Origin of the sequence: Streptomyces sp. E11-3, from assembly GCF_046540415.1 — a bacterium.
In the GTDB taxonomy this organism is placed as follows: domain Bacteria; phylum Actinomycetota; class Actinomycetes; order Streptomycetales; family Streptomycetaceae; genus Streptomyces.
In genome coordinates this window covers 1,416,863-1,431,242 of sequence record NZ_JAZGRL010000002.1, presented here as the reverse complement: position 1 = coordinate 1,431,242, position 14,380 = coordinate 1,416,863, and the positions used below count along the sequence as shown (strand labels likewise).

Sequence of the window (14,380 nt, the reverse complement as noted above, 5' to 3'; positions counted from 1 at the left end):
CCCCCCAGGGCCACCCGGGGAGCCTGGCTTTGCCCCCCGGCCGGGCGCGGGACGTCTGGCACGCACGCTCGCCGCGTTGCCGAAACGCCCAGGTGGCTCCGCCACAAGGGCGCTTCGGCGCCTCGCGATCGCACGCACCAGACGCCCCGCGCTGATCCGGCCGGGGGGCAAAGTCAGGCTCCCATTTCGCCCCCCGCACGCAACGCCGGGTACGCTCACCGCCGTGCCCCACGCTGATCAGTCTCAAACCACCCAGAAGGACGTTCCCGTGACGTATCCGGGACCGCCCCGGCCGGATCAGGTCGCCGCGAGCAGCCTCGCGGACCTCGCCGAGCAGCTGGGCGTAGACGCCCCTGGGTCGGCGGAGGTCACCGGCATCACCCACGACTCCCGTGCGGTGCGCCCCGGTGACATCTACGCCGCGTTGCCCGGCGCCCGCTTCCACGGTGCCGACTTCGCCGCGCAGGCCGCGGACCTCGACGCCGCGGCGATCCTCACCGACCCGGCCGGTATCGACCGCGCGGCCGCGACCGGACTGCCGGTCCTGGTGGTGGGCGACCCGCGCGGCCGGATGGGCGAACTGGCCGCGAGCATCTACGGGCACCCCGGCGACGGCCTGCTCCAGATCGGCATCACCGGCACCTCGGGCAAGACCACGACCGCGTACCTCATCGAGGGCGGTCTGCGGGCCGCGGGCCGTGACACCGGCCTGATCGGCACCGTCGAGATGCGCATCGGCGACGAGCGCATCAAGTCGGAGCGCACCACCCCCGAGGCCACCGACCTGCAGGCGCTGTTCGCGGTGATGCGCGAGCGTGGCGTCGACTCGGTCGCCATGGAGGTCTCCAGCCACGCACTGGTGCTCGGCCGGGTGGACGGCTGCGTCTTCGACGTGGCGGTCTTCAACAACCTCAGCCCGGAGCACATGGAGTTCCACTCCGACATGGAGGACTACTTCCAGGCGAAGGCGCAGCTCTTCACCCCGAAGCGGTCCCGGCTCGGGGTCGTCAACCTCGACGACGAGTACGGGCGCAGGCTGCTGAAGGAGGCGACCGTGCCGGTCGTCAGCTTCTCCGCCGAAGGCCACCCGGACGCCGACTGGCGCGCCGACGAGGTCGAGGTCGGCCCGATGGACAGCACCTTCACGGTGCTCGGTCCGAAGGGCGAGCGGATCGCCGCGAAGTCCCCGCTGGCCGGTCCCTTCAACGTCGCCAACACCCTGGCCGCGATCGTCTCGCTGGCCGCCGCCGGGATCGACCCGCAGACCGCCGCCGACGGCGTCGCCGCCGTCCCCGGCGTGCCGGGCCGCCTGGAGCGGGTCGACGCGGGCCAGCCGTATCTCGCCGTCGTCGACTACGCGCACAAGACCGACGCCGTCGAATCGGTCCTGCGCGCGCTGCGCAAGGTCACCGAGGGCAAGCTGCACATCGTGCTCGGCTGCGGTGGCGACCGCGACCAGACCAAACGGATGCCGATGGGCGCCGCGGCCGCACGGCTCGCCGACACCGCCGTACTGACCTCGGACAACCCGCGCTCCGAGGACCCCCTGTCGATCCTCGCCACCATGATCGCCGGCGCCGCAGAGGTGCCCATCCACGAGCGCGGCGACGTCCAGGTCTTCGAGGACCGCGCCGCCGCCATCGCCTCGGCCGTCGCCCGCGCCGAGCCCGGCGATACCGTGCTGGTCGCGGGCAAGGGCCATGAACAGGGCCAGGACATCAACGGGGTGGTACGCCCCTTCGACGACCGTGACGTGCTGCGCACCGCCATCCAGGTCCGCCGCGCGGCCACTGAGAACAACCGGGGATGAAGCTGTGATCGCCCTCTCCCTCGCCGAGATCGCCTCCATCGTCGGCGGACAGCCGCACGACATACCGGACACCGGCCGCCTGGTCACCGGGTCCGTGGTGATCGACTCCCGCCAGGTCGAACCCGACGGGCTGTTCGCCGCCTTCGCGGGTGAGCACGTGGACGGCCACGACTACGCCGAGCGCGCCATCGCGTCGGGGGCCGCCGCGGTGCTGGCCACCCGGACCGTCGGGGTGCCCGCGATCGTGGTGCCCGACGTGACCGAGGCGCTGGGGACGCTGGCGCGAGCCGTCGTCGCCCGGCTGGGCACCACCCTCGTCGCGCTCACCGGATCGGCGGGCAAGACCTCCACCAAGGACCTGATCGCCCAACTCCTGGAGCGCAAGGCCCCCACGGTGTGGACGCCCGGCTCCCTCAACAACGAGATCGGCCTGCCGATCACCGCCCTGCGCGCCACCGAGGACACCCGGCACCTGGTCCTGGAGATGGGCGCCCGCGGCATCGGCCACATCCGGTACCTCACGGACCTGACCCCGCCGAGGATCGGCGTCGTGCTCAACGTCGGCACCGCCCACATCGGCGAGTTCGGCGGCCGCGAGCAGATCGCCGAGGCCAAGGGCGAGCTGGTCGAGTCGCTCCCGGCCGACGGGGCCGCGGTGTTGAACGCGGACGACCCGCTGGTACGGGCCATGGCCGCCCGCACCAAGGCACGGGTCATCCTCTTCGGCGAGGCCGACGACGCCGACGTACGCGCCGAGAACGTCCGGCTCACCGACGAGGGACGTCCGACTTTCACGCTGCACACACCCTCCGGGTGCAGCGCCGTGACCTTGCGCCTGTACGGTGAGCACCACGTGTCGAACGCGCTTGCCGCGGCCGCCGTCGCCCATGAGCTGGACATGTCCGTGGACGAGATCGCCGTGGCGCTCTCCGAAGCGGGCAACCTGTCCCGCTGGCGGATGGAGGTCACCGAGCGCCCGGACGGTGTAACGGTCGTCAACGACGCCTACAACGCGAACCCCGAGTCCATGCGAGCCGCGCTCCGCGCGCTGGCGGCCATGGGCAAGGGGCGCCGTACGTGGGCGGTGCTCGGACAGATGGCCGAGCTCGGTGACGAGGCGCTCGCCGAGCACGACGCCGTCGGGCGGCTGGCCGTCCGGCTCAATGTGAGCAAGCTCGTCGCGGTCGGGGGCAGGGAAGCGTCCTGGTTGCAACTGGGCGCATACAACGAGGGTTCGTGGGGTGAGGAGTCGGTGCACGTGTCCGACACACAGGCGGCTGTCGACCTACTGCGCGGTGAACTGCGTCCAGGGGACGTCGTGCTGGTGAAGGCTTCCAGGTCGGTGGGCCTGGAGCGGGTCGCCGCCGCGTTGCTCGAAAGCACGACCGACGCTGAGGGGCAGGTCTCCGGCCGATGAGGCAGATCCTCTTCGCGGGTGTGATCGGGCTCTTCCTGACCCTGGTCGGCACCCCGCTGCTGATCAAACTGCTGGCCAAGAAGGGCTACGGCCAGTACATCCGGGACGACGGCCCGCGTGAGCACGCCAGCAAGCGCGGTACGCCGACGATGGGCGGTATCGCCTTCATCCTGGCGACGATCGTCGCGTACTTCGGCGCCAAGCTGATCACCGGCGAGCCGACCACGTACTCCGGTCTGCTGGTGCTCTTCCTGATGGCGGGCATGGGCCTGGTCGGCTTCCTGGACGACTACATCAAGATCATCAAACGGCGTTCGCTCGGCCTGCGGGCCAAGGCGAAGATGTCCGGACAGCTGATCGTCGGTATCACCTTCGCGGTGCTCGCGCTGCAGTTCGCGGACAACCGCGGCAACACCCCGGCGTCCACGAAGCTCTCGTTCGTCACCGACTTCGGCTGGACGATCGGCCCGGTGCTGTTCGTCGTCTGGGCGCTGTTCATGATCTTGGCGATGTCGAACGGCGTGAACCTCACCGACGGCCTCGACGGCCTCGCCACCGGCGCCTCCGTGATGGTCTTCGGCGCCTACACGTTCATCGGCGTCTGGCAGTACCAGGAGTCCTGCGCCAACGCGACGACCCTCACCAACCCACAGGCCTGCTTCGAGGTACGCGACCCGCTCGACCTCGCCATCGTCGCCTCGGCCCTGATGGGCGCCTGTTTCGGCTTCCTGTGGTGGAACACCTCGCCCGCCAAGATCTTCATGGGCGACACCGGCTCGCTCGCACTCGGCGGGGCGCTCGCCGGACTCGCGATCACCTCCCGCACCGAGCTGCTGCTCGCCCTGCTCGGCGGCCTCTTCGTGCTGATCACCATGTCCGTGGTCATCCAGGTCGGCTCCTTCCGGCTCACCGGAAAGCGCGTGTTCCGGATGGCGCCGCTGCAGCACCACTTCGAACTCAAGGGGTGGTCCGAAGTCCTTGTGGTGGTCCGCTTCTGGATCATCCAGGGCATGTGCGTGATCGTCGGCCTCGGTCTCTTCTACGCAGGGTGGGCGGCCGAAAAGTGACCAGCTGGCAGGGGATGAACATCACCGTCGCCGGGCTCGGGGTGAGCGGCATCAGCGCCGCCCGCGCCCTGGCCGGCCTCGGTGCCTCGGTGACCGTGGTCGACGGGGGCGACAGCGAGACGCACCAGGCCAAGGCGGCCGAACTGGCCGACGCGGGCATCGCGGTACGGCTCGGCGACGCCAGCACCCTGCCGCCCGGCACCGACCTGGTCGTCACCTCGCCCGGCTGGAAGCCGACCTCCCCGCTGTTCGCCGCGGCCGCCGAAGCGGGTGTGGACGTCGTCGGCGACGTCGAGATCGCCTGGCGGCTGCGCGGGATCCCCGGCGGCTCCAGCGCGCCCTGGCTCGCCATCACCGGCACCAACGGCAAGACCACCACCACCCAGATGCTCGCGTCGATGCTCACCGCCGCCGGACTGCGCACCGCGGCCGTCGGCAACATCGGTACCCCGATCATCGACGTGGTGCTCGGCGACGAGGAGTACGACGTCCTGGCCGTCGAACTCTCCAGCTACCAGCTGCACTGGGCCCCCTCGCTGCGCGCCCACTCCGCGGCCGTGCTCAACCTGGCCCCCGACCACCTCGACTGGCACGGCTCCATGGAGGCGTACGCCGCCGACAAGGGCCGTATCTACGAGGGCAACCAGGTCGCCTGCGTCTACAACGTGGCCGACAAGGCCACCGAGGACCTGGTCCGCGAGGCCGACGTCGAGGAGGGCTGCCGCGCGATCGGCTTCACCCTCTCCGCGCCGGGACCCTCCGAACTGGGCGTCGTGGACGGCATCCTGGTCGACCGGGCCTTCGTCCCCGACCGCCAGAAGCAGGCCCAGGAACTGGCCGAGGTCGGCGACGTCAACCCGCCGGCCCTGCACAACATCGCCAACGCCCTCGCGGCGGCGGCCCTCGCCCGCGCCTACGGTGTCGAACCCGCCGCCGTACGCGACGGACTGCGCGCCTTCCGCCCGGACGCCCACCGCATCGCGCATGTCGCGGACGTGGCCGGAGTCGCGTACGTCGACGACTCCAAGGCCACCAACACCCATGCGGCCGAGGCGTCCTTGGCGGCCTACGAGTCGATCGTGTGGATCGCCGGCGGCCTCGCCAAGGGCGCGACCTTCGACGAACTGGTGCAGAGGTCCGCGAAGCGACTGCGCGGCGCGGTCCTGATCGGCGCCGACCGCGCCCTGATCCGCGAAGCCCTCGCGCGACACGCCCCCGAGGTCCCGGTGGTGGACCTCGACCGGACCGACACTGGGGCGATGTCGGCGGCGGTCCAGGAGGCCGCCAGGCTCGCCGGTCCGGGGGACACCGTGCTGATGGCCCCGGCCTGTGCCTCGATGGACATGTTCGTCAACTACAACAAGCGCGGCGAGGCGTTCGCACAGGCGGTCAGCGAACTCGGGTCCGCGAGCGCCTGACGCGGGCCGTCGGAGCCCGGCGCGGGCGCCGGGTCATTCGGGAGGGACCGTGACATCGTCGGCAGCTGCCGGCCGGTTCGACGACAGGCCGCGGCTCCTGCTGCGCGGCCGCGGCGGGCCGGCCCAGGTCCGCCCGGCCAAACGCCCCGCACCGCCCCGTGGCGGCGCCCGGCCCAAGCCGTCGCGCCCGCCGCGCCAGAACCCGCTGCGGCAGCTCTACACGCGGCTGCGCAAGGCCTGGGACCGGCCACTCACCGCGTACTACGTGATCCTCGGCTCCAGCCTGCTGCTCATCGTGCTCGGTCTGGTGATGGTGTACTCCTCGTCGCAGATCAAGGCGCTGGAACTGGGCCTGAGCCCCTCGTACTTCTTCCGCAAGCAGTTCCTCGCGGCCGCGCTCGGCGCCGTACTGCTGCTCGTCGCCATGCGGATGCCCGTCAAGCTGCACCGGGCGCTGGCCTATCCGATGCTGGCCGGCACGGTCTTCCTGATGGTGCTGGTGCAGATCCCCGGGATAGGGCATGAGGTCAACGGCAACCAGAACTGGCTCCAGGTGGGCGGCCCGTTCCAGCTGCAGCCCAGCGAGTTCGGCAAGCTCGCGCTGGTGCTGTGGGGCGCCGACCTGCTGGCCCGCAAGGGAGACAAGCAGCTGCTGACCCAGTGGAAGCACCTGCTGGTGCCGCTGGTGCCGGTCGCCTTCATGCTGCTCGGCCTGATCATGATCGGCGGCGACATGGGCACCGCGATGATCCTCACGGCCGTTCTCTTCGGGCTGCTCTGGCTGGTGGGGGCGCCGACCCGGCTGTTCGTGGGGGTGCTGGCCGCGGCCGGAGCGATCGCCTTCATCCTGGTCCGCACCAGCCCGAACCGGATGGGCCGGCTCTCCTGCGTCTTCGCCACCGATCCGGGACCCGGCGACCAGTGCTGGCAGGCGGCTCATGGAATCTTCGCCCTCGCCTCCGGCGGACTCTTTGGTTCCGGTCTCGGTGCAAGTGTGGAAAAATGGGGTCAACTCCCCGAGCCGCACACCGACTTCATCTTCGCCATCACGGGCGAGGAACTGGGTCTTGCGGGGACGCTGTCGGTACTCGCTCTGTTCGCGGCTCTAGGCTATGCGGGTATCCGCGTGGCCGGACGCACGGAGGACCCCTTCGTGAGGTATGCCGCGGGAGGTGTGACCACCTGGTTCACGGCTCAGGCCGTGGTCAACATCGGTGCGGTGCTCGGCCTGCTGCCGATCGCCGGTGTCCCGCTCCCGCTGTTCTCCTACGGGGGCTCCGCCCTGCTGCCGACGATGTTCGCCATCGGGCTGCTGATCGCCTTCGCGCGTCAGGAACCCGCGGCGCGAGCAGCGCTTGCCATGCGGTCGTCTGCCTCCGGAAGGAAGCGGGCAGCGGTGAGATGGAACACGATGAGACGGCGCGTCAAGGCGCGACCGTCCGGAGAGCGGTGAAATTCGGTGCATGTCGTACTCGCCGGCGGGGGGACCGCCGGCCACATCGAGCCAGCGCTCGCCCTCGCGGACGCCCTGCGCAGGCAGGACCCGACCGTGGGAATCACGGCTCTCGGTACGGAGAAGGGCCTGGAGACCCGACTGGTCCCCGAGCGTGGCTATGAACTCGCGCTGATCCCCGCCGTACCGCTGCCCCGCAAACCCACTCCCGAGCTGATCACCGTCCCGGGACGGCTGCGCGGCACCATCAAGGCCGCCGAGCAGATCCTGGAGCGCACCAAGGCGGACTGCGTCGTCGGCTTCGGCGGCTATGTGGCCCTGCCGGGCTATCTGGCGGCCAAGCGGCTCGGTGTGCCGATCGTGGTCCACGAGGCGAACGCGCGCCCCGGCCTGGCCAACAAGATCGGCTCGCGGTACGCGGCGGCGGTCGCCGTCTCCACGCCGGACAGCAAGCTGCGGGACGCCCGGTACATCGGCATCCCGCTGCGCCGCACCATCGCGACCCTGGACCGGGCGGCCGTACGCCCCGAGGCCCGCGCCGCGTTCGGCCTCGACCCCGGCCTGCCGACGCTGCTGGTGTCCGGCGGCTCGCAGGGCGCCCGCAGGCTGAACGAGGTCGTCCAGCAGGTGGCGCCGATCCTCCAGCGCTCCGGCATCCAGATCCTGCACGCGGTCGGCCCGAAGAACGAGATGCCGCGCGTCGACAACATGCCCGGTATGCCGCCCTACATCCCGGTACCGTACGTGGACCGGATGGACCTCGCGTACGCCGCGGCCGACATGATGCTCTGCCGCGCGGGCGCGATGACCGTCGCCGAACTCTCCGCCGTCGGGCTCCCGGCCGCGTACGTCCCGCTGCCCATCGGCAACGGCGAACAGCGGCTCAACGCCCAGCCGGTGGTCAAGGCGGGCGGCGGACTGCTGGTCGACGACGCCGATCTGACGCCGGAATGGGTGCAGCAGAGTGTGCTGCCGGTGCTCGCCGATCCGCACCGGCTGTACGAGATGTCCCGCGCCGCATCGGAGTTCGGCCGCCGGGACGCCGACGACCTCCTCGTCGGCATGGTGTACGAGGCGATTGCGGCACGCCACAGGGCGTGAGAAGGCAGGGGAGCGTGGCCGGACCCACCACCGCCGAGCGCGGTGAACGCAAGCGGGGGACCGAACCGGCCCGCCCACCCGGCCCCACCGGGCGACGGCGGCTGCGGCTGCCGTCGCCCCGTATGCGCCGGGTGCTCCTTGTGTCGCTGGTCGCGGCGGCGCTGCTCGGCGGGGGCGGCGGCTGGCTGCTCTACGGCTCGCAGTGGCTGCGCGTCGAGCATGTCGGAACCTCCGGCACCCGCGTGCTGAGCCCCGAAGAAGTCCGGGACGCCGCCGCGGTTCCGGTCGGGGCTCCGCTGATCTCCGTTGACACCGACGCGATCGAGGACCGGCTGCGGCGGAAGCTGCCGCGTATCGACTCGGTGGACGTGGTGCGCTCCTGGCCACGCGGAATCGGCCTGAAAGTGACCGAACGCAAACCGGTACTCCTGCTGCCCGATGGCGGAAAGTTCGTCGAAGTGGACGCCAAGGCAGTGCGGTTCGCCACGGTCGCCCGCGCTCCGAAGGGTGTCCCGACCCTGGAATGGGCCGCCGGGCGCTCGCCGAGCCTCAGCCGGTTCGGCACCGGCCGGTTGCTGCGAGCGGCGGTGCGCGTCGTGGGTGACCTTCCGGACGCCGTGGCGCGGGACACCCGTACCGTCAAAGTCCGTTCATATGACTCAATCTCGCTTGAGTTGACCGAAGGTCGCACCGTCGCCTGGGGTAGCAGTGGGAAGGGCCAGGCGAAGGCGGCCAGTCTCACCGCCCTCATGAAAGCCGCGCCGGGCGCCGGTCACTTCGATGTCACCGCTCCCACCGCCCCTGCGGCATCGGGGAGTTGACGCACATCAGTGCTGGCCAGCACCCTGGTTGGTCAGCGCAACGGCTGATCACATAGGGTGAAAAGAAAAACGGGAGGTTCGGCGTGTTCGTTGAACGTGCGCCACTTGTCGACTTAGTGTCCTGTTCGGAAGAGTCCAGGGAACAGACACACTGGTAACCCTAAACTTCAGCGTTAGGGTTCGGGTCGGCGTTCGGACCGTCCCAATCGGCATCAGTCGGCGTAGCGCTGGACCAGCGCTGCGGCGACACGTAACTCGAGGCGAGAGGCCTTCGACGTGGCAGCACCGCAGAACTACCTCGCAGTCATCAAAGTCATCGGTGTCGGCGGCGGTGGTGTCAATGCCATCAACCGGATGATCGAGGTCGGTCTCAAGGGCGTCGAGTTCATCGCTATCAACACCGATGCTCAGGCCCTGTTGATGAGCGACGCCGACGTCAAGCTCGACGTCGGCCGTGAACTCACCCGCGGACTCGGCGCCGGAGCCAATCCGGGCGTCGGCCGCAAGGCCGCCGAGGACCACCGCGAGGAGATCGAGGAGGTCCTCAAGGGGGCCGACATGGTCTTCGTCACCGCCGGCGAAGGCGGTGGCACCGGCACCGGCGGCGCCCCGGTCGTGGCCAACATCGCCCGCTCGCTCGGCGCGCTGACCATCGGTGTGGTCACCCGCCCCTTCACCTTCGAGGGCCGGCGCCGCGCCAACCAGGCCGAAGACGGCATCGCGGAACTCCGCGAAGAGGTCGACACCCTCATCGTCATCCCCAACGACCGGCTGCTGTCCATCTCGGACCGCCAGGTCAGCGTGCTCGACGCGTTCAAGTCCGCGGACCAGGTGCTGCTGTCCGGTGTGCAGGGCATCACCGACCTGATCACCACCCCCGGCCTGATCAACCTCGACTTCGCCGACGTCAAGTCGGTCATGTCCGAGGCCGGTTCGGCGCTGATGGGCATCGGCTCGGCGCGCGGCGACGACCGCGCGGTGGCGGCGGCCGAGATGGCGATCTCCTCGCCACTGCTCGAAGCGTCCATCGACGGCGCCCGCGGCGTGCTGCTCTCCATCTCCGGTGGCAGCGACCTCGGCCTCTTCGAGATCAACGAGGCCGCCCAGCTGGTGAGCGAGGCCGCCCACCCCGAGGCGAACATCATCTTCGGCGCGGTCATCGACGACGCGCTGGGCGACGAGGTCCGGGTGACGGTCATCGCCGCCGGGTTCGACGGCGGACAGCCACCCTCCAAGCGGGACAACGTGATCGGAGCGACCTCCACCAAGCGAGAGGAGCCAGCGCCGGTACGACCCGCCGAGTCGCGCCCCGCCTTCGGCTCGCTCGGCAGCGTCACCCCGCGTGAGGACACTCCAACCCCCGAGGCCGCCCCCGAGTCGGCCCCGGTCAGCGAGCTCCCCGCCACGCAGGCCACGCCGCCGCAGGTTCCGCCGGCCCGCCCGTACCAGGACAGCCAGGCAGAAGAACTGGATGTTCCGGACTTCCTGAAGTGATACCGCGTTCCTTGATCGCTCAGCGCGACACCGAGAACGGCGCCCACTTCGCCTTCACCGACCGGTGGGGCGGGGTGAGCGCCGTTCCGTACGAGGAGCTCAACCTCGGCGGCGCGGTCGGCGACGACCCGCGGGCGGTACGTACCAACCGCGAACTCGCCGCGAAGGCCCTGGGGATCGACCCCGCCCAGGTGGTCTGGATGAACCAGGTGCACGGACGCGACGTCGCCGTCGTGGACGGACCGTGGGGCGACGACAGTGAACTCCCGGCTGTGGACGCGGTGGTGACCGCGCGCCGCGGCCTCGCCCTCGCCGTACTCACCGCCGACTGCACCCCGGTCCTGCTGGCCGACCCGGTCGCCGGGGTGGTCGGCGCCGCGCACGCGGGGCGCCCTGGCATGCTGGCCGGGGTCGTCCCCGCCGCCGTCGAGGCGATGGTGAAGCTCGGCGCCGAGCCGTCCCGGATCACCGCCCGCACCGGACCCGCCGTCTGCGGCCGGTGCTACGAAGTGCCGGAGGCGATGCGGGCGGAGGTCGCCCGGGTGGAGCCCGCGGCCTTCGCCGAGACGAGCTGGGGAACGCCCGCGGTCGATGTGACCGCGGGGGTGCACGCCCAGCTCGACCGGCTCGGGGTGCGCGACCGGCGGCAGTCGCCGGTGTGCACGCGCGAATCCGGCGACCACTTTTCCTACCGTCGCGATCGGACCACGGGTCGGCTCGCGGGCTATGTCTGGCTGGACTGATCGGGAATGACGGACCGTAAGGCGGAACTCGCCGAAAACCTGGCGAAAGTGGAAGAGCGCATCGCCGCGGCGTGCGCCGCGGCCGGGCGTAAGCGGGAGGAGGTGACCTTGATCGTGGTCACCAAGACCTACCCGGCGAGCGATGTGCGGTTGCTCTCCGAACTAGGGGTGCGCGACGTCGCGGAGAACCGCGACCAGGACGCCGCCCCCAAGGCCAGAGAATGTGCGGATCTGCCGCTTACCTGGCACTTCGTCGGTCAGTTGCAGACCAACAAGGTGCGTTCCGTGGTGGGTTATGCCGATGTGGTGCAGTCCGTCGACCGCCCCAAGCTGGTCTCGGCCCTCTCCTCGGCGGCGGTCAAGGCCGAGCGCGAGGTGGGCTGCCTGCTGCAGGTCGCCCTGGATGCCGAAGTGGGCGGCCGGGGTGCGCGCGGCGGCGTGGCACCGGACGGAATCGAGGAGTTGGCCCGCCTCGTGGACGAGGCTCCGGGGTTGCGGATCGGCGGTCTGATGACGGTCGCACCGCTCACCGGGCCGTACGCGGGACGGCAACAGGCGGCGTTCCAGCAGCTGATGGAATTCTCAACCCTCCTGCGCGCGGCCCATCCGGCTGCGAACATGGTCTCGGCAGGGATGAGTGCGGACCTCGAGCAGGCCGTGGCGGCCGGGGCGACACATGTACGCGTCGGCAGTGCGGTACTCGGAGTCCGACCCAGGCTCGGGTAACGTCGCCAAGCAAGTCGGACCACAGCAGAAAATATGGTCATTTCCGCCGATAGGCGGGGATACCCAGTGGATCGCGGGCACTTGGTGGCAGGCGAATCCCACAGAGCGGAGGACTCAGAGCATGGCCGGCGCGATGCGCAAGATGGCGGTCTACCTCGGCCTCGTGGAGGACGACGGTTACGACGGCCGGGGTTTCGACCCCGACGACGAGTTCGAGCCTGAGCTGGACCCGGAACCCGAGCGGGACCGTCGGCGGCACGAGCCGTCGCACCAGCAGCTGTCGCAGGACGAACCGGTACGGAAGGTGCACACGCCAGCGCCCCGCGACCCGATTCCGCTTCCGGCGGAAACCGGACGTCCCGCACGTATCGCCCCCGTGGCATCCATCACACCTGAACGACAGAGCCTGGAGAAGAACGCGCCGGTGATCATGCCCAAGGTCGTGTCCGAGCGGGAGCCCTACCGCATCACCACATTGCACCCCCGGACCTACAACGAGGCCCGTACCATCGGGGAACACTTCCGTGAGGGCACTCCGGTGATCATGAATCTCACGGAGATGGACGACACGGATGCGAAGCGACTTGTCGACTTTGCCGCCGGTCTGGTCTTCGGACTGCATGGCAGCATTGAGCGGGTGACGCAGAAGGTGTTCCTGTTGTCGCCTGCTAACGTCGATGTCACGGCGGAGGACAAGGCCCGTATCGCAGAGGGCGGGTTCTTCAACCAGAGCTGAGACGCAGTACCGGATCACAGAAGCATGAGACAGGGGAGAGGGAAGCGCGAGTCATGGGCGTTGTTTGGGAAGTGCTCCACATCGCGCTGCTGTGTTTCCTGATTGTCTTGATCTTCCGGTTGGTCATGGACTACGTCTTCCAGTTCGCCCGCTCATGGCAGCCTGGCAAGACGATGGTGGTCGTTCTGGAGGCCACCTACACGGTCACTGATCCACCGCTCAAGCTTCTGCGGCGGTTCATCCCGCCGCTGCGTCTCGGGGGCGTGGCGCTCGACCTGTCCTTCTTCGTACTGATGATCATCGTCTACATCCTGATCTCCCTCGTGAGCGGACTCGCGAGGTGACTGTGGGCGATACCGTCTTGCCGAGTGCCGATGACTACGTTGAGGTGAAGAGATGCCGTTGACCCCCGAGGACGTGCGGAACAAGCAGTTCACGACCGTCCGCCTCCGAGAAGGCTATGACGAGGACGAGGTCGATGCCTTCCTCGATGAGGTCGAGTCCGAACTGACTCGCCTGCTCCGCGAGAACGAGGACCTGCGCGCCAAGCTGGCCGCGGCGACCCGTGCCGCCGCGCAGAACCAGCAGCAGGGCGGGATGCGTAAGCCGCCCGAGCAGCAGCCGCAGGACCAGCGTCCCGGCGCCCCGGTGCCTGCCGCAATATCGGGCCCGCAGCCGGTCCCACCGCAGCAGCACCAGATGGGCGGTCCGCCCCAGCTGCCCGGTGGCGCACCGCAGCTGCCCCCGGGGCCCGGTGGCCCGCCGCAGCAGCAGGGCGGCCCCATGCAGGGCGGCCCGATGCAGCAGCAGGGCGGCCCCATGCAGCAGCAGGGTGGCCCGATGCAGGGCGGCCCGATGGGCGGTCACGGTGGCCCGCAGCTGCCGCAGCCCGGTCAGGGTCCCGGTGGCGACAGCGCCGCGCGGGTGCTCTCGCTGGCGCAGCAGACCGCCGACCAGGCGATCGCGGAGGCCCGTTCCGAGGCCAACAAGATCGTCGGCGAGGCCCGTTCGCGTGCCGAGGGCCTGGAGCGTGACGCACGCGCCAAGGCCGACGCCCTGGAGCGGGACGCGCAGGAGAAGCACCGCGTCGCGATGGGCTCCCTGGAGTCCGCCCGCGCCACGCTGGAGCGCAAGGTCGAGGACCTGCGCGGCTTCGAGCGCGAGTACCGCACCCGCCTGAAGTCGTACCTGGAGAGCCAGCTGCGTCAGCTGGAGACCCAGGCGGACGACTCGCTGGCCCCGCCGCGTACCCCCGCGACGGCGTCGCTGCCCGCGTCACCCTCGATGGCCCCGGCCGGTGCCGGTGCGCCCTCCATGGGCGGCGGCCACACCATGGGCGGCAACCAGTCCATGGGTGGCAACCAGTCGATGGGCGGTCACGGCGGTGCGTCCGGCGGCGGCAACTCCTACGGCGGCCAGCAGCAGATGGCACCCGCGATGACCCAGCCGATGGCGCCGGTGCGGCCGCAGGCCCCGCAGCCGATGCAGCAGGCCCCGTCGCCGATGCGCGGCTTCCTCATCGACGAGGACGACAACTGACCCCACCCGCGCGCGAAGCGCGCGCGTAGCGTCGGCAGCGCTCAGGGCCGGGGCC

At 70.3% G+C, this 14,380-nt stretch carries 13 protein-coding genes; all 13 read left to right on the top strand.

Translation table 11 applies throughout. The annotated features are described in order from the left end of the window. The first annotated feature begins 151 nt into the window (after positions 1 to 151). The 13 genes from U9R90_RS25545 (at position 152) to U9R90_RS25485 (ending at position 14,325) form a co-directional block, all read left to right on the top strand. A complete protein-coding gene (locus tag U9R90_RS25545; protein WP_411059798.1) occupies positions 152 to 1,810 on the top strand; it encodes a UDP-N-acetylmuramoyl-L-alanyl-D-glutamate--2,6-diaminopimelate ligase in 1,659 nt (552 codons plus the stop codon). Between the two features lie 4 nt (positions 1,811 to 1,814). Beyond that, complete coding sequence (locus tag U9R90_RS25540) at positions 1,815 to 3,227, top strand: UDP-N-acetylmuramoyl-tripeptide--D-alanyl-D-alanine ligase (RefSeq protein WP_411059016.1); 1,413 nt, start codon at positions 1,815 to 1,817, stop codon at positions 3,225 to 3,227. Beyond that, the gene (gene mraY / locus U9R90_RS25535; RefSeq protein WP_411059015.1) at positions 3,224 to 4,294 is read left to right on the top strand and encodes a phospho-N-acetylmuramoyl-pentapeptide-transferase; all 1,071 of its coding nucleotides are present in this window, start codon (positions 3,224 to 3,226) and stop codon (positions 4,292 to 4,294) included. Before U9R90_RS25540 ends, mraY begins: the two co-directional genes overlap by 4 nt. Then, the gene (murD, locus tag U9R90_RS25530) at positions 4,291 to 5,712 is read left to right on the top strand and encodes a UDP-N-acetylmuramoyl-L-alanine--D-glutamate ligase (protein WP_411059014.1); all 1,422 of its coding nucleotides are present in this window, start codon (positions 4,291 to 4,293) and stop codon (positions 5,710 to 5,712) included. The genes mraY and murD overlap by 4 nt, the downstream gene beginning before the upstream one ends. Positions 5,713 to 5,761: 49 nt before the next feature. Further along, positions 5,762 to 7,165, top strand: a complete 1,404-nt coding sequence (gene ftsW / locus U9R90_RS25525) for a putative lipid II flippase FtsW (protein ID WP_411059013.1) — start codon at positions 5,762 to 5,764, stop codon at positions 7,163 to 7,165. 6 nt (positions 7,166 to 7,171) lie between these two features. After that, positions 7,172 to 8,266, top strand: a complete 1,095-nt coding sequence (gene murG / locus U9R90_RS25520; RefSeq protein WP_411059012.1) for an undecaprenyldiphospho-muramoylpentapeptide beta-N-acetylglucosaminyltransferase — start codon at positions 7,172 to 7,174, stop codon at positions 8,264 to 8,266. A gap of 14 nt (positions 8,267 to 8,280) precedes the next feature. After that, positions 8,281 to 9,087: a cell division protein FtsQ/DivIB gene (locus U9R90_RS25515; protein ID WP_411059011.1), complete on the top strand. Its 807-nt coding sequence runs from the start codon at positions 8,281 to 8,283 to the stop codon at positions 9,085 to 9,087. 276 nt (positions 9,088 to 9,363) lie between these two features. Continuing rightward, on the top strand, positions 9,364 to 10,581 hold the full coding sequence (ftsZ, locus tag U9R90_RS25510; RefSeq protein WP_411059010.1) for a cell division protein FtsZ: 1,218 nt from the start codon (positions 9,364 to 9,366) through the stop codon (positions 10,579 to 10,581). Between the two features lie 11 nt (positions 10,582 to 10,592). Beyond that, a complete protein-coding gene (gene pgeF, locus U9R90_RS25505; protein WP_411059009.1) occupies positions 10,593 to 11,324 on the top strand; it encodes a peptidoglycan editing factor PgeF in 732 nt (243 codons plus the stop codon). 6 nt (positions 11,325 to 11,330) lie between these two features. Beyond that, complete coding sequence (locus U9R90_RS25500; protein WP_411059008.1) at positions 11,331 to 12,050, top strand: YggS family pyridoxal phosphate-dependent enzyme; 720 nt, start codon at positions 11,331 to 11,333, stop codon at positions 12,048 to 12,050. Between the two features lie 121 nt (positions 12,051 to 12,171). Then, positions 12,172 to 12,786: a cell division protein SepF gene (locus U9R90_RS25495; RefSeq protein ID WP_411059007.1), complete on the top strand. Its 615-nt coding sequence runs from the start codon at positions 12,172 to 12,174 to the stop codon at positions 12,784 to 12,786. A 53-nt stretch (positions 12,787 to 12,839) separates the two neighbouring features. Then, entirely contained in the window at positions 12,840 to 13,130 is a 291-nt protein-coding gene (locus tag U9R90_RS25490) for a YggT family protein (RefSeq protein ID WP_411059006.1), read from the top strand. 52 nt (positions 13,131 to 13,182) lie between these two features. Further along, a complete protein-coding gene (locus U9R90_RS25485) occupies positions 13,183 to 14,325 on the top strand; it encodes a DivIVA domain-containing protein (protein ID WP_411059005.1) in 1,143 nt (380 codons plus the stop codon). The last annotated feature ends 55 nt before the right edge of the window (positions 14,326 to 14,380 follow it).

Coding starts and splice junctions, on each gene's coding strand:
- U9R90_RS25490 (WP_411059006.1), top strand. CDS start 12,840: ATGGGCGTTGTTTGGGAAGTGCTCCACATCGCGCTGCTGTGTTTCCTG.
- U9R90_RS25500 (WP_411059008.1), top strand. CDS start 11,331: ATGACGGACCGTAAGGCGGAACTCGCCGAAAACCTGGCGAAAGTGGAA.
- mraY (WP_411059015.1), top strand. CDS start 3,224: ATGAGGCAGATCCTCTTCGCGGGTGTGATCGGGCTCTTCCTGACCCTG.
- U9R90_RS25485 (WP_411059005.1), top strand. CDS start 13,183: ATGCCGTTGACCCCCGAGGACGTGCGGAACAAGCAGTTCACGACCGTC.
- U9R90_RS25495 (WP_411059007.1), top strand. CDS start 12,172: ATGGCCGGCGCGATGCGCAAGATGGCGGTCTACCTCGGCCTCGTGGAG.